Raw genomic sequence first — 18,903 nt, forward strand, 5'->3', positions numbered from 1 at the left:
AGCTCGTCCAGAATTTCCGAGACCGCGCCCCACCGGGGCAATACGGCCGTTCGAATGGGGAATGCACGTGGCCGGGCGTATCGAAGATTACGCACTGATCGGTGATATGCAGACCGCCGCCCTCGTCTGCAGAGACGGCACGGTCGACTGGCTGTGCCTGCCGCGCTTCGACTCCCATGCCGTCTTCGCCGGTCTGCTGGGCACCGAGGAACACGGCTTCTGGCGCCTGGGCCCGGCCCAGGCCACGGGCAGCGAGCCGCCGGCCGCCGGCCGCCGCCGCTACCGCGGGGACTCGCTGGTCCTGGAGTCCGAGTGGGACACCCCGCGCGGCACGGTCCGTGTGATCGACTTCATGCCGCCGCGTGACGGCGCCCCGCAGCTCGTGCGGATCGTGGAGGGCGTCAGCGGCCGGGTACCGATGCGCTCGGCGCTGCGCATGCGGTTCTCCTACGGCTGGGTCGTGCCGTGGGTGCACAGGGTGGACACGCGCACGGTCGCCGTCGCCGGACCCGACTCGGTGTGGCTGGACACCGAGGTCGACACCTACGGCAAGGACCTCACCACCTACTCCGACTTCACGGTCGGCCCCGGCGACCGGATCGCCTTCACCATCAGCTGGCAGCCCTCCCACAAGGAGCCGCCCGCCCTGCCCGACGCGGAGGGCGCCCTGGTGACGACCGAGGCGTTCTGGCGGGAGTGGGTCGAGCACTGCACGTACCACGGCCCCTACCGGGACGCGGTCGTCCGCTCGCTGATCACCCTCAAGGCGCTCACCTACGCCCCCACCGGCGGCATCGTCGCGGCCCCCACCACCTCACTGCCCGAGGAGATCGGCGGCGTCCGGAACTGGGACTACCGCTTCACCTGGCTGCGGGACGCGGCGATCACCCTGTCCTCGCTGCTGCGCACCGGCTACCGCGAGGAGGCGCGCGCCTGGCGCGAATGGCTGCTGCGCGCGGTCGCGGGCGACCCGGAGAACCTGCAGATCATGTACGGCATCGCGGGCGAGCGGGAGCTGTCCGAGGCCGAGCTGCCCTGGCTGCCCGGCTATGAGGGCTCCCAGCCCGTCCGGGTCGGCAACGGCGCGGCCGGCCAGCTCCAACTGGACGTCTACGGCGAGGTCACCGAGGCGCTGCACCTGGCCCATATGACCGGGCTCGCGCGCAACGACTACGCGAGCGTGCTCCAGCTGAAGCTGATCCGCTACCTCGAGGAGCACTGGGACGAGCCGGACGAGGGCATCTGGGAGGTGCGCGGCCCCCGCCGCCACTTCGTGCACTCCAAGGTCATGGCCTGGGTCGCGGTCGACCGCACCGTCAAGGTCATCGAATCCGGCGATGTGGACGGCCCGTTGGAGCGCTGGCGGGAGCTGCGCGAGGAGATCCACCGGGATGTGTGCGAGAAGGGCTACGACGCCGAGCGCAACACCTTCACCCAGTCCTACGGCTCCAAGGAACTGGACGCCTCGCTGCTGCTCATCCCGCAGATGGGCTTCCTGCCGCCGGACGACAAGCGGGTCATCGGCACCATCGAGGCGATCCAGCGGGAGCTGTCGACGCCCGACGGCTTCGTGATGCGCTACCCGACGGCGGGCGAGGACGCGGGCGTGGACGGTCTGGAGGGCGACGAAGGCGCCTTCCTGGCCTGCTCGTTCTGGCTCGCCGACGACCTGGCGATGATCGGCCGGGTGGACGAGGCCCGCAGGCTCTTCGAGAAGCTGCTCGCGCTCCGCAACGACCTGGGGCTGCTGGCCGAGGAGTGGGACCCCCGGCTGCAGCGGCAGGTGGGCAACTTCCCGCAGGCGTTCAGCCATGTGCCGCTGATCGACACCGCCCTGCGGCTGACGGCATCCGGGGCGTACGGAGGCTAGGGCGCTGTAGGGTCCCCCTGAACGGGCCGGCTACCGTCCGTCGGATTCCTCAGGCCGGCGTGTCAGCCCGAGACGGCCTTCGCCCAGCCCCGGGCGACTTCCTCCCTCGCCTTCTCCAACTGCGCGTCTGTCGGGAATTCCGGCGTCCCCTCAACGGTCGGCAGCTTTGCGGCGGCGGCCTCGTTGAGGGTGCCGTCCTTCTTCATGGCGTCCATCAGCACCGGGCGGGCGTAGCCGTAGAGCCGGAGGTTCTGGCCCTTGTCGCTGAAGAGGTACTCCTCCCACAGGCGGGCAGCCGCCGGATGCGGGGCGTCCTTATTGATCGCCTGCGCGTAGTACTGGGCGAAGCTGCCGTCGAACGGGATCGAGACCCGCCAGTCAATGCCCTTGCTGCGGAACTCGTCGGCGTAGCCGAGGTTGGTGTGGTCCAAGTCGATGCTGATGGGAGTCTGACCGCTCTTGACCGCGACCGCGGTGGACTCGACGGGGTTGAAGTTGCCCCTCTTCTTGAGCTTGGCGAAGAAGTCGAGACCGGGCTGGATGTTGTCGAACGACCCCCCGTTCGCCAGGGCGGCCGCGTACACGCCGGCGAAGCCAGTACTGGACCGGGTGGGGTTGCCGTAGAGCGCTACCATGCCCTTGTACCGGTGCTTCAGCAGATCGGCGAAGGTCCGGGGACAGGTCTTGACGCGCTTGGCATCGCAGCCGATGGAGATGTAGCCCCCGTAGTTGTTGTACCAGCGGGCCTGCGAGTCCTTCTGATTGCTTGGGATCGAGTCGTACGCGGCGACCTTGTACGGCGCGAGCAGGTTCTCCCGGGCTGCTGCCCGCGCGAACGTATCCCCTACGTCGATCACGTCGGGGGCATTGGGCCGGCCCCGGTTCTTCTTGATGGCGTCGATCTCGTCCTGGCTGTGGCGCTGCGGATTGGCGACCGTGACGTTGATCCCGTACTTCTTCTCGAAGCCGTCGATCAGCCCCCCATAGTTGGCCCAGTCGCGCGGAAGCGCTACCGCGTTCAGCCGGCCCTCGTCCTTCGCCGCGGCGACCAGTGCGTCCATGCCGCCCACGTCTTCGGCTGAGGTGGCCACCGCGGGCTTCTCGGGCGTGGCGGTAGGCGTTTCGCTGCAGGCGCTCAGGGCCAGTGCCATGAGGGCCAGACAAGAGGGGACGGCCGCTGCTCGGGCACGAAGTGCGGTCACGAAGGTTCCAGGAGGCGAGGGGATACCAAGGGAAAGCGGTTATCACCGATGGACAGTGTTGTCGCAGGGCGTGTCGTGTCACGGTAGTAAACGACTGGTCACGCTGTGCTCTCCTGCGACGAACCGCACCGCGAGCCGCCCGTATTTCGCCGCGCATGGGCTACATCGAGCGGCCTGGAAGCTGTCGAGGCCGAGAGTCGCGATACTCCGGCCTGCGCACCTCGGACCGGTGGCGGGTCGTCGGGCGATCGCACGACCACCCTCACGACTCCGTGTCATCCTTCCCCCAGCTATCGCCGGGAGGTGCTCCCTCGCCGAAGAGGATCTCGCCGAGGCCTTCCACGGCCGGGGTGGCGCCACCGTGGAGGGGCAGTTCGGCCCAGATGACTTTGCCGGTGGGGGTGTAGCGGGTGCCCCAGCGCTCGGCGAACTGGGCGACCAGGAACAGTCCCCGGCCGCCCTCATCGGTGGTCCCGGCCCGGCGCAGGCGGGGGGAGGTGCTGCTGCCGTCGGCGACCTCGCAGATCAGGGTGCGGTCGCGCAGCAGCCGGACGGTGATGGGCTCGGTGCCGTAACGGATGGCGTTGGTGAGCAACTCGCTGAGGATGAGCTCGGTGGTGAAGGCGATCTCCTCCAGGCCCCAGTCCGCCAGTTGGCGGACGCAGGCGGTGCGAACCGGGGCTACCGCCGCCGGATCACGGGGCACGTCCCACCCGGCGATCTGTGAGGGGTCGAGCCTTCGCGTGCGGGCCACCAGTAGCGCGACGTCGTCGTTGGTACGGGCGGGCAGCAGGGCCTCGATCACCGCGGCGCAGGTGGCCTCCGGGGTGCGGTCGGGTCCGGCCAGAGCACTACGCAGGGCCTCCAGGGCAACGTCCACGTCGCGGTCCTGGAGGAGGCCGTCGGTGTAGAGCACCAGCCGGGAGCCCTCGGGCACGGCCAGTTCGGCGATCTCGAAGGGCAGGCCGGCGCCCAGGCCCAGCGGCGGGGAGACCGGCACCTGGAGGAAGACCGCGGTCCCGTCGGGATGGACCACCGCCGGCCCCGGATGGCCGGCGGTGGCGGCGGCCACCTGCCCGGAGGCGGGATCGTAGATGGCGTACAGGCAGGTGGTCCCGGTGATCCCCTGACCGTACTCCCCGGCAGCGGCCTCTTCGGCGTCGATGTAGGCCACCAGGTCATCCAGACGGCCCAGCAGCTCGTCGGGAGGCAGGTCCAGGGCGGAGAAGTTGTGAGCGGCGGTGCGCAGCCGGCCCATGGTCGCCGCAGCGTGCAGGCCGTGGCCGACGACATCGCCGACCACCAGGGCCACCCGGGTGCTGGACAGCGGGATGACGTCGAACCAGTCCCCGCCCACGCCGGCCTGGGCCGGAAGGTAGCGGTAGGCCGCCTCAACGGCGGTCTGCTCGGGCAGCTCACGGGGTAGCAGGCTGCGCTGCAGGGTGACGGCCATGGTGTGCTCGCGGGTGTAGCGACGGGCGTTGTCGATACACACCGCTGCCCGGGCAGCCAGCTCCTCGGCGAAGGACACGTCCTCCTCTTCAAACGGTGGGGAGCCCTTCGCCCGCCAGAAGTGCGCCGTCCCCAGCACCACCCCCCGGGCCCTCAGCGGGACCACGATCAGGGAGTGGATACCGTTGTCCAGGACTCGCTGGGCACGTTCGGGGTCATGGGCCCGCCAGCCATCGGAGGTGCTCAGGTCCCTCTCGATGACCGCTCGGCCGCCGGCCACCGCCGCGGCGGTGGGGTGGGAGGCAACAAACCGGATCAGCTCGCCGACGGGGTAGAGGGCATGGTCCCCCTCCAGGCCGACGGCGGCGATGCGGCGCATCTCGGTGCTCGCACCGGGCGGTTCCTCGCCGCGCAGGACCGGGTCCAGGAGTTCGACGGTGACGACGTCGGCGAACCGGGGGACCGCCACCTCCGCCAGTTCCTCAGCAGTGCGTGCGACATCCAGCGTGGTCCCGATCCGCATCCCGGCGTCGTAGAGCAGCCGCAACCGTTCGCGGGCCATCTCGGCCCTGCCGGCGAGAGCCCGCAGCTCGGTGGTGTCCCGCAGCGTCACGACGCTGCTGGTCGGCCCGTAGGGGGCGGTGGGCCGCTTGTTGACCGACAGTAGCCGGTCGGCCGCCAGGTGTACCTCGTCGGTGGCCGGGCGATCGGAGGTCAGCAGCTCGACAAGGTCCGCCTCCAGCCCCAGATCGGTGATGTGGCGCTGCTCCGCGTCCTCCGGCAGGTCCAGCAGCCGCCGGGCCTCGTCATTGGCCAGCAGCAGCCGGCCGTCACCCCCGATGATCAGCACCCCCTCCCGCACCGCATGCAGGACGGCGTCGTGGTGCTCGTACATCCGGGTCATCTCAGCCGGGCCCAGGCCATGGGTCTGCCGCAGCAACCGACGGCTCATCAGCCCCGCACCACCTGCAGCGAGGGCAAGAGCCCCGGCCGCGCTCCCGAACAGAACCGGCAGCTGCCGGTTCACCACGTGCTGCACTTCCTCGACCCTGACGGGGGAGGAGACGATGGCGACAACCGAGCCGCTGGCGTTCTTGACGGGGACCGCCGAGATTACGGAGAGACCCAGGGCCCCTTGGAAGGTCCTCGTGAAAGCTTTGCCCTCCGCGGCCTCCGCGTAGGGGCCGATGACGTGTTTCCCGATCTGTTTCGGGTCACTGTGGGTGAGGGTGATCCCGTCCAGCCTGTACACGATGATGGCATCGACGCCGGAGGCCTTCCGGGCCGCCTCGGCGTGGGGCTGCAGCACCGCGGTCGGGTCGGGGCTGTCCAAGGCCGGCACGATCCCCGGAGAGTTCGCGAACGCCTGGGCCGCGGCAAGCGTCCGGTGCCGGGCATCCGCCATACTGCCGCGCTGAGCCTGCACCACGAGAGCCACCAGCGCGGCGGCGACGAGCAGTACCACGACTGCCAGCTGCATGAGGAACACCTGGCCGGCGAGGCTGCGCACGCTCGGTAGGGAGCGCAAGCGCCGCAGCAGCCGCCACGACTTTCCCTGATGGGGCTGGTCGTGCTCCTGGTGCCCTTGGCGGCCATGTCCCGTACGAGTAAGCCGACCGGGCGCATGGTTGCTCCTGGATGAGTTGAGCAATTCACGCCAGTACTGACCCAAAACTCCACGCATAACCTATTTCTACCGCGCCCGGTTCTGCTGATCACGGGCAATCGGGCGTGGGGCCGGGCCGAACACCGGTGGCGGCCGGATCCGCCAGGCGATGCGGCTACTCGGGGTCCCCGACATCGGCCCCACCGACGGCCCCGCCACCAGCGGTTGATCTGCGCGGGGTCTGCGGTGGCCTGGGACTCCCCATCGCGTACGGCCGGAGTCTTGCCGCCGGGGGGCGAGCGGGAAGACCCGCCAGCCCCGGGCCGCAGCGTCAAGCGCTGCCCCGAGATGTCCGTCCGGGTCCTGCTGGGGCATGCTGGGGTTCGCCTGTTCTGTGATCGGGACTGGGAGAACCGAGGGCGGTTGGGTTTTTGGCCGGAGACAACCGCCCTCGGGCGTTGCTACTGGTGCTTGGCCCAGTGGGCGTACTGCTGGCGGACGTAGTGGCGCGGGTCCCAGGTGGCGTCTGTGTCGTCCAGGTCCATCAAGCGCTGGGCGGCCCGGGTGGCGAGGTCGGCCGCGTCGCTGGTGATGCCGTCGGCTTCATCGCTCAGCGCGATGCGGTCCAGGAGTGCGGCCTTGCGGAGCCAGAACTCACGGCCCGATCCGTCATGGACACCAGCAGCAGTCTGCGGCCTTGCAGCACCTGGCCGCGTTCCGCGAACAGCTGGGCGAGATCTGCGCATACGCCGTCCCAAACGCCCACCGGCTCGTTGGGACCGGGCGGCGGCAGGGTACTCGCGATCCGCTCCACGTGGTCGGCGAGTGTCTCTGCTGACGGTTCCAGCGGGCACCGCAGGGCCTCGCAGAGCTTGGCCAGGCGCTTGCGCGGCCCGCGCGGCAGGGCCGTATCGACCACCGCGACGCTGGCTTCGCTCGCTGCCTGCCCAGTGAGGTTTTCTCAGCGAATTAATCTTCGCGAGGCGGCGCAAATCGTGCGTGCGCGTGCAGGTCGGATGCGTGGGATCCAGTCGCGGATAGACGTGAAGCCTCAAGGGCCAGTCCGAGCAGGCCCTGCACGCCGACACCCGCGCAACGAACGCCCTGATCAGAAACGTCCGCGCCCTGAGCGAACGCACCGCCGCCGAACTCAAAAAACGCTGGCGCACCCTGCAACATGTCACCCTCAGCCCAAGCCGAATCGGCGACATCACCCGCGCCGCCCTCGTCCTCAACAGACACTGGAAGTGATCTTCACTGAGAAGACGTCACTGACTGGCCCGTTCTTCCTAGGACTCGGCGGACGAGCCGGCTAACGCGCCACGCGGTAGCGGAGGTAGACGACTTCACCGGCCTGACCGGTGGAACCCCGCGGCCGGAGGCATTCAGCGCGGTCGGAGTGGGACTGGCCGGACCGGTGGGCGGGCCGGCCGACGACCGCCGAAACATGATCAACACTCTGGTGCGCGAGCGCTTCGGGATAGCGGCGCTGGTGGACAACAACGCCCGGCTGGCCGCACTCGCCGAGTCCGTCTGGGGCGCGATGACAGGCGAGCAGAACGTGCTCTACCTCCACCTGTCACACAGCATGGGCGGCGGTCTCATCGTCAACGGCACCCTGCACCGCGGCGCCCACGCCTGTCAGGCGAACTGGGCCACATCGCGGTCGCGCCCGACGGCACGCCCTGCCTGTGCGGCGGCACCGGATGCCTGGAGACGGTCGCCGGTATCCAGGGGGTTCTCGACGCTTACCGAAGCGCCGGTGGCACGGCACACGACCTGCCTGGACTCATCTCCGCGCTCAACGCGGGCGACCGCACCGCCAAAGCCGTCCTCCGCGCGGCCGGAACCCGGATCGGCCGGGTCCTGGCCGCGACCTCCAACGTCGTTGGCCCTCAGGTCATCGTCATCGGAGGCGAACTCATCCGCACCGGCCCCACCCTCATGGAGGCCATCCAGCACGCATTCGACTCTCACACCTTGCCCTGCCCCCAGAACAGGATCAGCCTGCGGACGGCAGGGCTGGGCGAATCGGCCGCGGCACTCGGCGCCGTCGCCCAACTCCTCCCGCACAGCCCACCACCACTCCGCAACCTGCCCCAACCCCGCCGACCCCGCCTCCACAGCGCACCAACGCCCATACCCATCCCCAAGCCAAGGCGGCAGGCATGCGTTGGTACACACTGAGAACGGGACATCAGCGTCGAGCAGGAAAACGCAGTAGCGTCACCGAATGCGCCTTGAACACCCAGTCCAACGTCTTTGCCTTCACCTTGGCTTGTGATTTTTCAATCTTGACGGAGTTCGGGTGCTCTGCATTGTTGAAGTCGTAGTACGTCCTCCCGGCGACCACGGACACATCGACAGTGCCGGCGGGTGTGAAACCATCCGGAGCGATGTGCGCCTTGATGTCCTTGTCCGGTGAGCGATTCACCACGAGGACGTTGAGGGCCCCGTCCCGGTCGATGGTGGCCGTCGTCACCAGTGCCTCGTAGGAGGAACCCAGCGGGGTCTTGTCGGTTGCTACGTCGATGTTGTCGTTCACTTTGCTGTCAACGACCTTGCCACCACCATGGAAAACAACCCGCAGCTGCTCGCGCATAATGGCTTCCGGCATGCGCGCGAATTCCGGAGCACCTCCGAACACGGTCCGCGATGCACCGGGCTTGTGGCTGACCAGGTCATTGCTCGCCGTCCATGGAACACCGGCATTGCTGAATCGCGCCCACTGAGACGCCATGTAGAGGACGTGCGACATCGCATAGGAATACTCAGGATAGGCTTCCGTGCTGCGTTGCTTGCCGAAGAAGAGCGCACCGCATTCGGAGACCGCAACGTACGCGCCCTTTTTGCCGTACTTGCGCACCTCAGCCATGAGATCGGTGACCATACTGGCAGCGGCCGCGTCTCCCAGCATCTGGTAGTCGTGGCCGGCCCGCTTGTCGGGGAAGCTGGTGATACGGAGGTCCCGCGAGAAGTTCGTGTAGGGGTGGATGGTCATGCCATCGTAGTCATCGGCATGGCCGTGCTCGGCCATGAGCCGGGGGAAACTCATTTTTCCGGTCACGAGTTTTCCCGCCTCGATGGGCGCCCAGACGGACAGCACGTCGATCGTGGGGTCGACGGCCTTCATCGCCTTGTAATAGTCCACGAAGCCGGCGTGCGGCCCGGAGTCGTAGTCGGTGGTGATCTTTGCCCCCTTCGGGGGAACTTCGCCGTTCCGGCCGTCACCGAACTGAATCGTGCCGCTCTTCGGATCGAAGGTGTAGACCTTGGCGCTTGCGCCCACTGAGGACAAGTCGCTGACTTCACGCCATTTGGTGCCGGAGACACGGACCACCTGGCTCTTGGGCACCACTGGTGGGTACCACACGGTGAAGCTCTGGCTCGGCCGGCCGTTGCTGACCGACGCGGTGGGGCGTTGATCAGTCGGTTGCCCGACACGTTGACGTCGCTGCCGCTGCGTACCACCGAACGCATACTGTTTGATGGCCGTGTCGTCATCGGCGCTCATCCAGTAACGCTGGTACTTCCCGAACAGTTCGTTACCGATTTCCCAGCAACGCACACCGTAGGGTTCGGGGTGGCCGTTCTCCGCCCGCAAGTTCCCCCACTTCGTTCCTTGGGGGGCGTTCATGTACGCCACCCAGTCCGCGATTTCTTGTGGTGTCGAATTCGCGAACGGCGCCATGATCTGTGGCGTACCGTCGATCTCCTTCAGAAGGGACATGTACTCGTCCGGGCCGTACCTGCTGTCCACCTGAGCCCCATGTTGCCCCTCGACCTGGCGGGTCCGGCGCGATTGGGGTCCCACGGCCCCGTTCCAGTTGAACAGGTTGGACGAGGTCCCGCCCGGATACCGTACGAGGGCGATACCGCTCTGTTTGATCTTCTTGACGGCAACCGGTTCGGGGGCGTTGGCCTTTGGATCCCACAGACCGTAGGAGTCCCTGTACCACTTGGCGCCGTTGACCCCCGCCATGAGTCGGCTCACCTTGGAGAGGGCCCGCTGTGTGTTGACAGCGATGACCGGACCGGCTCCGTCCGCTGCCCCCTGCTCATCCCGAGCGCCGTCGGGGTCGCATCCCGCGACGGTGACGCCGACCGTCAAGGCTATCCCGCTGTGCAGAAAGTCGCGCCGATTGAATCCACTCATGTATACCTCCTCAGGGTTCGGTGAGGCCCCACGCCATCACTTCTGGACGCGGGACGCGGCCTGGCAGCTCTTCGCGCCACGGCAGTGCTTCAGCGCGGTGAGGGTCTTGTGCAGGGAAGCGCGTTTCTCGGCCGGAAGGGATGCCGCAAGGTTCTTCAACTGGTGGGGGTCGGACCGGGTCTCGTAGTACTCCCGCTCCCCGGTGGCGTACTCGATGTAGAGGGAGTCCGCGGTCCTGATCGCCTCGTAGCTGGGCGGGTTGCCGGCGTCGTCCGGAGCCGCGTCCGGGTCGTTCTTCTTGGACTTCGCCTGGTGGTGTTCGACGAGCACGGCATCGCGCCAGTCGTCCGCCCGCCGACCGTGCAGCAGCCCGCTGAGGCTCCGCCCGTCGACGGTCGACGGCGGCTTCGCGCCCGCGAGTTCCAGGAAGGTGGGGTTGAGATCGACATTCTCGGCCAGTTGCGAAACGCTCTTCCCGGCGGGCACGTCGGGACCTGTGACCACCATCGGCACCCTGATGTCGGTGTCGTAGGCGGTCTGCTTGCCCGGGCGGAGCCGGTACTCACCCATGTGGAAACCGTTGTCCGATCCGAACACCAGGTAGGTGTTGTCCGCCAGGCCCTTCTCCTTGAGCCGGCTCCTCAGGTGGCCGATCATCTCGTCCACCGCCTGCACGGAGCGCACCCGCTGGCGGAACTTCCCGTCGATCTGCTTCTTTTCCTTGGGCGTCAGGGGCGTCAGCTTGCGCTGCCACTTCGGCGCCGGCTCGGAGGTCCTGTCGTAGGCGGGTGTGCGGGGAGCCTTGAGTGTGGGGAACTCGTCGATGTGGCGCGGTGCCGGGATGGCGGGGGCGTGGGGGGTGAATGTCGCTACCGTCAGCATGAACGGCTTGTCCGCCTTCGCGGAGGAGTCGACGAAGGAGGTGGCCTTCTTCGACAGCACATCCGTCAGATAGTCCTGGGGGTCTTCCCCGTAACGCTCGACCTCGCCGTTCTCATTGAGGTCGTAGTTGTAATTGCGATAGCCGTCACCGGCGACATCCCACTCGTCCCAGCCGGGCGGGACGTACTTGTTCTTCGGCCGGTAGCCATTCAAGTACTTCCCCATGAATCCGGTCCGGTAGCCGGCCCGTTGCAGAGCTGGTGCGAACGACTTGTGTTCGTTGTCGTTCTTCGTGAAGGCGCCGTAACCGCCGTCAGCGCCGTTATTGGTGAAGACCCCGGTGTTGTGCGGGTACTGGCCGGTGAAGATGGACGAGCGTGACGGGCAGCACAATGAGTCAGTGGTGAAGAGATTGGGGAATGACGTCCCGCTCTTTTCCATCTGCTGCACATGCGGCATGTACCTGATGAGGTTCGACGAAAGGTCATCGGTCAGCACATAGACGATGTTGGGTTTGTGCGCCGCCCTCGTGGTGCTGTCGGCCGACGCATCCGTCCTGCCGGCCCGAGCGGTGTCCGTCTTCCCCAGACACGACGTCAGTAATGCGGCGGCCACCGCCATACACAATCCGGCCGTGGCCGTGCGGCGGCGTTGGATACCGAGCATGATTATTCCTCCACGGAATCGGGTGTCGCCGGGTACGGTAGGGCCCGACTTTGTGGGATTCTTGTGGCCCATCCGCGGTCGCTCAGATTCAGTTCTCCCAAACGCGGTTGATGTAGCGGCGGGTCGCGCGTCACCCGGGAAGAGCGTTCCCTGTCTCGACGCAGGGGACGAATCAGAACATGCAGGCCCGGAAGAACCGAGCGCAAGTCGGGCGCGGCCGGACTAAGAGGGTGTCTCATGTGGTGATGGTGTGAGCTGCGGCATGATGTCTCTTCGTGGGTGCCGATCTGTCGCAGCGGCTGGTTCCTGATGGCCTGTGGGAACTGGTCGCTCCCTTGCTGCCGCCGTTCAACTCCCGTCCGCAGGGCGGCGGGACCGCTCCGTGTGACGAGCGGGCCGTGTTCACGGCGGTCGTGTATGTGCTGACCAGCGGGTGTGCCTGGCGGCATCTGCCGGAGACGTTCGGCATCTCGCCCGCGACGGCGCATCGCCGGTTCACCGCGTGGATCCGGGCCGGGTTGTGGCGTCGGCTCCACCGGGCGGTCCTGGACGAACTGGGTGCGCGGGGCGAGCTGGACTGGGCCTCGGCGATCGTCGATGAAGGGGGCCATCTCGACACGGCTGAGGAGCTGCGCCCGCACGACGAGGAGCTATCCGAAGCGCGGTTCGTGGCCTGGGACAGGGCACGGCAACTGCTGCGGAAGAGGATGAGGGACCGGCTTGACGCGGCTCTTCGGGCGGTAGATGAGGGGCGGCCGGTGTACCTGCGTGACGGTCGGGCAGCCTGGTAGAGGCACCTTGCAAGGTGCGGGTGGCTCCCTTCCCTGTTCAACACCGAACCTCGAAGCAACCTGCGCACTACGATGTGGCCGTGACGACGGAGATATACGGCTCCCGGATGCTGCGCTGGGCATTGGCTCAGGGCGGAGGAGACATCACGGCGCCGCTCAGCACAGATGAGTGGATGGCGTCGGAGCGCGTTCCGTTCGAAGTCGCGGATGCTGTGGTGTCGCATCTGCAAGCGGGCCGATTCGTCGAGGCTATGGTGACGCAGGCCAACGGGCACTCGCCGATCCTTCGATTCACGCCGCACGGCCTCCAGGAGGCCCGGCACCAGGAGCGTGAGGTCCAGGACCTTAGCGCGCGCATCGTCTTCGCCGAGGATGCGCTTCTCCGTTGGGTGTTCAACAGTGACCAGCCCAACAGGCCGAAGGACCTCCAGGATTTCCTCTCCTCGCCGAATAGCTTCTTCCACGGCGATCAGCTCTCGGTGGACGAGATCCTTGCGGCTCAGCGGTATCTGGTGCAGCGAGAGCTGTGTGGGGGCACCATTGACGGGATTTATCTGAAGGCCGACGGCCGCGACTGTGTGCTGTCCGGGAAGACGGTGAGGCAGTACATGGACCAGAGGAACGGTGTCAGCTGGACCATCAACAACACCAATTCCCCAGGTTCCGTCATCGGAGCACAGGAGCACGTCCAGCAGACCAATCACTTCAACGGCGTGGATCTCGCTGACGTGGCCACGCTGGTGGAGCGGCTTCGCACTCTCACGCCGGATTTGGATCTGACGCCGGAGGAAGCCGAGCAGTATGACGAGGACGTCGAAACAATGGCGACCGCGACCGACAACCCGGGGTTGTGGCGGCGTGCTTGGTTGGGTGTCCGTCAGTTCCTAGTCCGGGCTGGGACGGGTGTCGCCGACGACCAGCTCCTAGAGCTGGGCAATCGTGCCGCTGGCATCCTCCTGCCGTGACCTCCTGCCCCTGCGGCATACGCCACCGCGCACTTCGGATGGCGCGGAACGAGGTCACCCGATCATGTTCCCGCTGATGCTGATCGGTCACATTCAGCACGCACGGCTCCAAGAGACGCAAGCTGGTCACCGTCGCCTTCTGGACTGCTTCGCGGCGCACTCCTGACAAGGAGCAGATGAGGCTGTTCGGGAGCCTGGCAACAGCTATCCAGGCGTCACATTTCAAGGGGCCTGGTCGGACATCGACTTGGTACTCGCTGTCCGCGGGGACCTCGCGACAGCAGTGGACTCCTGGACCAAATGGATCTACGACGAGCTCGGCGCCCTGCACCACTGGGACCTGGCATCGGCGCCCAGCACCATCCGCGTCTTCCTCCTGCCCGACTGGCTGGAGATGGATCTCAATTTCTCCCCGGAACCCGAGTTCGGTCCGCGGGGCCCGCAATGGCATACGGTCTTCGGCCAGACAGCCGATCTCAAGCCCTTCGCCGCACCCGACCCGGAAACGTTGATCGGCCTCTCATGGCACCACGCCCCGCACGCTCGGACCTGCATCGAGAGAAGGCGCGAGTGGCAAGCAGAACACGAGTGGCAAGCAGAACACTGGATCAGCGCCATGCGCGACCACCTGATCACGCTCGCCTGCCTTCGGATGGGCTACCCCACCGCCTACGCCAAAGGCGCCCGTCTACTGCCTGACGAGCTGACGGCACCGCTGGAAGCAACGCTCGTGCGCTCGCTCACCGAGCAGGAGCTACGGAGAACACTCAAGGTCACCACCAACCTGCTGACGGCCGAGATCGAACTCTGGAACGCCGCACTCGCAGACCGGCTACGACCGGCCCCTCACGCAACTCACGGAGACCGAGTGAGCACGGCAGCTCTGAAGAAAAGGACGGGGCCATGGGACAGAGCCGCGGACAAACCATCGGGACAAACACCAGAAGTCGCAGGTCACACCACAGCCAAAGGACATGGAAGAAGGGAACCTACAGGCGCTGACCAGGCGAAAGGGCTCCGCCGGGTAACGTTCCGATCCATGGAACCGCAAGGACCACAAGGGACGATCACCGTGGCGCGGGCCCTCGCCCTTCCCGCCCTGCGGCGCGGGCTCCCGGAGGTCGTGTGCGGTCAGGAGCTGCTGGACCGCCCGGTGCGCTGGGTGCACGCGGGCGAGGCGCCGAACATCGCCGCGCTGCTCAAGGGCGGTGAGCTGCTGCTGACCACCGGGCTCGGGGTCGGGCCGCGCGCCGCCGAGCAGCGTGCCTTCGTCCGCCGGCTCGCCGAGCGGGGGATCGCGGCGCTGGTGGTGGAGCTGGGGGCCCGGTTCCGGGCGCTGCCGGGGCCGGTGATCGACACGGCGCGCTCCTGCGGGCTGCCGCTGGTGCAGCTGCACCGCGAGGTGCCGTTCGTGGCGGTCACCGAGGAGATCCACACCGAGATCGTCAATGAACACTACGCGCTGCTGCGCCAGGCCGATGTGGTGCACCGGCAGGCCACCGAAGTACTGCTGCGCGGTGGCGGGGTGCCCGAGATCCTGCGGCACTTCGCCGCGTTCGCGGCCAACCCCGTCTTTCTGGAGACCCCCGACGGGCGGCTGCTCTACGCGGCGGGGCCGGGCGGAGCGCCCCGGCCGGGCGCCGCCGATCCGCTCCAGGTGTGGGAGGGGCTGCGCGCCCGGCGGGCGGCCGAGCGGCCCGAGCCTCCGGCGGGCAGCGTGGTGGCGGACATCCCGGGCGGCGGGCACGGGCCCGGTGCGGTACGGGCGCGGCTGACCGTACTGCCGGTGGCCGGGCCGCTCGCCCCCGTCCACCGCATCGCCGCCGAGCGGACGGCGGATCTGCTGGCGGTCGTGCTGCTGCGGGCGCGCCAGGAGGAGGAGCTGGCGGCGCGTGGACGCGGCGATTTCCTCACCGATCTCGCCGAGGGCCGGATCGAGCCCTCCGAGGCGCCCGCCCAGGCCCGGGTGCTCGGCTTCCGGCCGGGCGGCGACGGGCCGCTGCTGCCGGTGGTGATGCGGCTCGCGGACGATCTGCCCCCGCTCGGCGGCGGCGCGGAGAGCTGGGCGGCGCTGGCCCACGCCCTGCAGGAGGAGCTGGCGGCGGTCGGGGTGCCGGTGCTGCTCGGCGTACGGCTCCCGGAGGGCCGGGTGCCGCTGCTGGCCGCGCTGCGCGGCGCGGCGGAGCGCGGGGCGGTTGCCGCGCGGATCGCGGCGGCGCTGCGGTCGGGGGTGGAACGGGCCTGGCCGGACCGGGCCGGAGCCCGGCCGCCCGTGGTGATCGCCGGGCTGGCGGCCGGCTGGGAGGCGGTCGGCGGTGAGCTGCGCCATGCGGCGGAGGCGGCGAACGCGGCGCGGGGGCTGACCGAGCGGGACTGGTACGACGTACGGAGCCTGGATGTCGACCTGTTGCTGTGGCGACTGCGTGAGCACGGGGATCTGGCCGCCTTTGTCGACAGGGTGATCGGCCCGCTGCTCGCCCACGACCGCACGGCCCGGCCGCCGCTGGTGCCGACGCTGGAGACGTATCTGCGGCACGCGGGCCGCAAGGCGGAGACGGCCCGCGCGCTGCATCTCAACCGCCAGACGCTGTACGACCGGCTGGCGCGCATCGCCCGGCTGCTCGGCAGCGACCTGGAGGACCCCCAGACGGTGCTCGCCCTGGGAGTGGCCCTCCAGGCCCGCCGCCATGTGCGGTGACGCGGTCTCCCGGCGGGCCCGCCGCCACCTGCGGTGACCCGGCGGCGGTCCGGCCCACCGCTGGGCGGCGCCTTCCGCTCGCACCGCCCGCGGCGGACGGCCCCCGCTGAGTGTCGTACGGCGGCTAGAACGGCGTCAGGGTGAGCGTGACGTCCTTCGGGGCGGTGTCCTGGATGTAGGACGCGAAGTCGGCGACGTCGTCGAAGGCGAAGCCGTACGCCTTGCCGTCGGTGGTCGCCGCGTGCAGGGCCTTGGCGTAGTGGTTGGTGACCTGCCCGGTGTAGAAGGCGGCCGGGTCGGTGGTGGGCTGGGCGGCGGTGTTGTGCAGGGTGGTGCGGTTGAAGCCGGCGCCGAGGATGGCCGCGACCGGGCCGGTCGTGCCGTCGTTGGGCGCGGCCAGGGCGCCGTCGCAGAACAGCACGTCCTTGGTGGACGGCTTGTCGAAGGAGACCGAGGCGGGGCCGGTGAAGGACAACTTCCCGCCGCTCACCCGGCCGGTGAAGGTGCCCGCGTTGGTGGTGACCTTGAGGTCCTTCGATCGGTAGACGTCCCAGACCTGGTCGATGTACGACGCGAAGTAGTCCTGTGAGAACAGCCCCGCGCCCATGCCGTGCCCCGGTGCGATGACCCGCAGGTTGTCGCCGATGATCAGCGGCTTGAAGGCGTCGGTCCCGGCGAGGTCGGAGAAGACCTTGGCGCGGGCGCCGTCCTTGAGGGTGCCGGTCGTCTGGTCCTTGGCGCCGGTGAGCCGGATGGCCAGCGGCACGCTGAACATGTCCACCATGGTGGTGTTGCAGAACATCCCGGCGGAGTTGAAGGTGAACTCCGCGCAGTCGTGCATGATCTGGAAGTCGGGGTCGCCGGAGACCCAGCCCGCCGGGTACTGCAGGGCGGCGTTGCCCGCACCGTCGGCGACCGCCTTGAATGTGAGCTTCGAGCCGAGGGCGACATAGATCCGGCCGGACATCTGGGGCAGGGTCAGCTTGGTGTCGCCGCTTGCGGCCAGCGGAATCGCGTAGTCGGTCACGCCGTCCGAGCCGTTGTCGGAAAGGGCGATGGGGGCGAGCTTCCCGTCGGGGGTGACGCGGACCTGACGTCCGCCCTCATTGCCGACGATGTAGACCCATATCGATGAATTCCCGAACTGGCCGGTCTTGTTGACGATCGTGAGCGGCATGGTGGCGGCGGCGCGCGGCGCGGCGCTCTGGGCTCCGCTGGCGCGGCCGCCCGCGAGGGCGAGGCCGGTACCCGCGGCAGCGGCGGAGGCCGCGATTCCGCCCAGTAGCTTCCTGCGACTGATCATGATGGTTGTGCTCCTCGGCGTAGTGGGGGTTGCCGGGACATGGCGTGGGGGGTGAGGAGGTGCGCATATGAGAGCGCTCTCTCGTACCTCTGCGCAGCACCCTGCCGACCACCGACCGGGACGTCAAGTCATTGACGCATAAACGTCTGTACCAACTCGTCGTAGACGCTGAGGACATGGGCGACGGTGTCGTCCTCCGTCGGCCAACCGGCCGTCCGCGCCCGCCCGGAGGCGGCCAGCCGCACCCGGCGCACGGGGTCGGCGAGCAGCCGCACCACGGCGCCGGCCAGCGCCTCCGGGTCGCCGTACGGCACGAGTTCGGCCGCGTCCCCCACCAGCTCGGGCACCCCGCCCACCGCCGTCGCGACCAGCGGCACCCCCGCGTGCAGCGCCTCCTGGGCCAGCACCGACCGTGCCTCCCACCGGCTGGACAGCACCGCGATATCGGCGGCCGAGAGCAGCCCCGGCACATCGTCCCGACGGCCGAGCAGCCGCACCGGCAGCCCCTCCGCGTCGATCCTGTGCTGCAGAAGCGCCCGGTCCGGCCCCTCCCCCGCCACCACCAGCAGCGGCTGCGGGTCCAGTGAGCGCCAGCGGCGCGCGGCGTCCAGCAGCGGGCCGCAGCCCGCCGCCGCCTCCAGACGGCCCACCGCGAGCAGCAACGGCCGCTCCACGGCGCCCAGTTCGGCCCGCGCCTTCTGGCGCCGGCCGTCGCACGCCTCCAGCGCGCGGCGCGGCGCGGGCACCGCGACCGGCGCGAGCCGCGCATCGCGCGCGCCCCGCGCACGGGCCCGCTCCACCAGATCCGAGGACGCCCCCAGCACGATCGCGGCGGTCCGCGCCACCCGCCGCTCCATCATCCGTACGACGCGCGCCCGCGGCCCCTCGGCGTCCACCCGGGTGTGCCAGGTGACGATCAGCGGGATACGGCGGCCGCGCAGCGCCATGGCGGCGAGCAGCCCGGAGCGCAGCCCGTGCGCGTGCACCAGCCCCGCGCCGACGGCGGCCGTCCGCAGCGATGCGGCGCTTCCGGCGTCGGTGAGGGCGTCCAGCGCGGCGAACCGCGCCCCCGCCTCCGTAAAGCCGTACCCGTGCTCGGCGCGCCAGGGCCCGCAGACGGTCACCCGCAGCCCACGCGCCACCAACCCTGCGGACAGCGACCGCACATGCACCCCGCTGCCCGAACTCCCGCCTCCCAGTACCTGGACGGCGTGCAGCGACGGCTGCCCGTGCGGCGGGACCGGGGTGCTGCTCACGGTACTGCTCACGCGGGCGGAGCTCCTGAGGCGGTGTCGGGTGAGGGGCGGCGGTG

At 68.8% G+C, this 18,903-nt stretch carries 10 protein-coding genes and 4 pseudogenes; 6 read left to right on the forward strand and 8 right to left on the reverse strand.

The features are described 5' to 3' along the window. Positions 1-61: 61 nt before the first annotated feature. Entirely contained in the window at positions 62-1,870 is a 1,809-nt protein-coding gene (locus ABZS71_RS15750) for a glycoside hydrolase family 15 protein (RefSeq protein WP_356210427.1), read from the forward strand. 62 nt (positions 1,871-1,932) lie between these two features. Here the strand turns inward: ABZS71_RS15750 and ABZS71_RS15755 are convergent, their stop codons facing one another. From ABZS71_RS15755 to ABZS71_RS15770, 4 genes and pseudogenes are all read right to left on the reverse strand, one after another. After that, positions 1,933-3,021 carry an extracellular solute-binding protein gene (locus tag ABZS71_RS15755; protein ID WP_356210478.1) on the reverse strand — a complete coding sequence of 363 codons (1,089 nt, stop codon included), beginning with the start codon at positions 3,019-3,021 and terminating at the stop codon, positions 1,933-1,935. Between the two features lie 313 nt (positions 3,022-3,334). After that, positions 3,335-6,004 (reverse strand): SpoIIE family protein phosphatase, encoded by a 2,670-nt coding sequence (locus tag ABZS71_RS15760; protein ID WP_356210429.1) that lies wholly within the window; start codon positions 6,002-6,004, stop codon positions 3,335-3,337. A gap of 365 nt (positions 6,005-6,369) precedes the next feature. Beyond that, positions 6,370-6,465, reverse strand: a pseudogene (locus tag ABZS71_RS15765) (hypothetical protein); the annotation flags it as partial. Between the two features lie 126 nt (positions 6,466-6,591). Next, positions 6,592-6,876 (reverse strand): hypothetical protein, encoded by a 285-nt coding sequence (locus ABZS71_RS15770; RefSeq protein ID WP_356210431.1) that lies wholly within the window; start codon positions 6,874-6,876, stop codon positions 6,592-6,594. A gap of 322 nt (positions 6,877-7,198) precedes the next feature. On the opposite strand from ABZS71_RS15770, the pseudogene ABZS71_RS15775 reads away from it, so the two are divergent. Continuing rightward, positions 7,199-7,381: pseudogene (locus ABZS71_RS15775) on the forward strand (transposase family protein); the annotation flags it as partial. Positions 7,382-7,577: 196 nt separating this feature from the next. Then, positions 7,578-8,317, forward strand: a pseudogene (locus ABZS71_RS15780) (ROK family protein). 10 nt (positions 8,318-8,327) lie between these two features. Here the strand turns inward: ABZS71_RS15780 and ABZS71_RS15785 are convergent. Further along, complete coding sequence (locus ABZS71_RS15785) at positions 8,328-10,286, reverse strand: hypothetical protein (RefSeq protein ID WP_356210433.1); 1,959 nt, start codon at positions 10,284-10,286, stop codon at positions 8,328-8,330. A 36-nt stretch (positions 10,287-10,322) separates the two neighbouring features. Continuing rightward, positions 10,323-11,834, reverse strand: a complete 1,512-nt coding sequence (locus tag ABZS71_RS15790) for a sulfatase (RefSeq protein WP_356210436.1) — start codon at positions 11,832-11,834, stop codon at positions 10,323-10,325. A gap of 275 nt (positions 11,835-12,109) precedes the next feature. Here ABZS71_RS15790 and ABZS71_RS15795 point away from each other — a divergent pair. From ABZS71_RS15795 to ABZS71_RS15805, 3 genes and pseudogenes are all read left to right on the forward strand, one after another. Then, positions 12,110-12,382: pseudogene (locus ABZS71_RS15795) on the forward strand (transposase); the annotation flags it as partial. Positions 12,383-12,705: 323 nt separating this feature from the next. Beyond that, positions 12,706-13,590: a hypothetical protein gene (locus ABZS71_RS15800; RefSeq protein ID WP_356210439.1), complete on the forward strand. Its 885-nt coding sequence runs from the start codon at positions 12,706-12,708 to the stop codon at positions 13,588-13,590. 1,039 nt (positions 13,591-14,629) lie between these two features. After that, a complete protein-coding gene (locus ABZS71_RS15805; RefSeq protein WP_356210442.1) occupies positions 14,630-16,288 on the forward strand; it encodes a PucR family transcriptional regulator in 1,659 nt (552 codons plus the stop codon). Positions 16,289-16,412: 124 nt separating this feature from the next. Here ABZS71_RS15805 and ABZS71_RS15810 read toward each other — a convergent pair whose 3' ends face one another. Together ABZS71_RS15810 and ABZS71_RS15815 are read right to left on the reverse strand one after the other, a co-directional pair. Further along, positions 16,413-17,591, reverse strand: a complete 1,179-nt coding sequence (locus ABZS71_RS15810; RefSeq protein ID WP_355860322.1) for a glycoside hydrolase family 64 protein — start codon at positions 17,589-17,591, stop codon at positions 16,413-16,415. A gap of 128 nt (positions 17,592-17,719) precedes the next feature. Further along, positions 17,720-18,847 carry a glycosyltransferase family 4 protein gene (locus tag ABZS71_RS15815; protein ID WP_356210480.1) on the reverse strand — a complete coding sequence of 376 codons (1,128 nt, stop codon included), beginning with the start codon at positions 18,845-18,847 and terminating at the stop codon, positions 17,720-17,722. Positions 18,848-18,903 lie beyond the last annotated feature (56 nt).

This window comes from Streptomyces sp. NPDC005393, assembly GCF_040606675.1.
Lineage (GTDB): Bacteria > Actinomycetota > Actinomycetes > Streptomycetales > Streptomycetaceae > Streptomyces.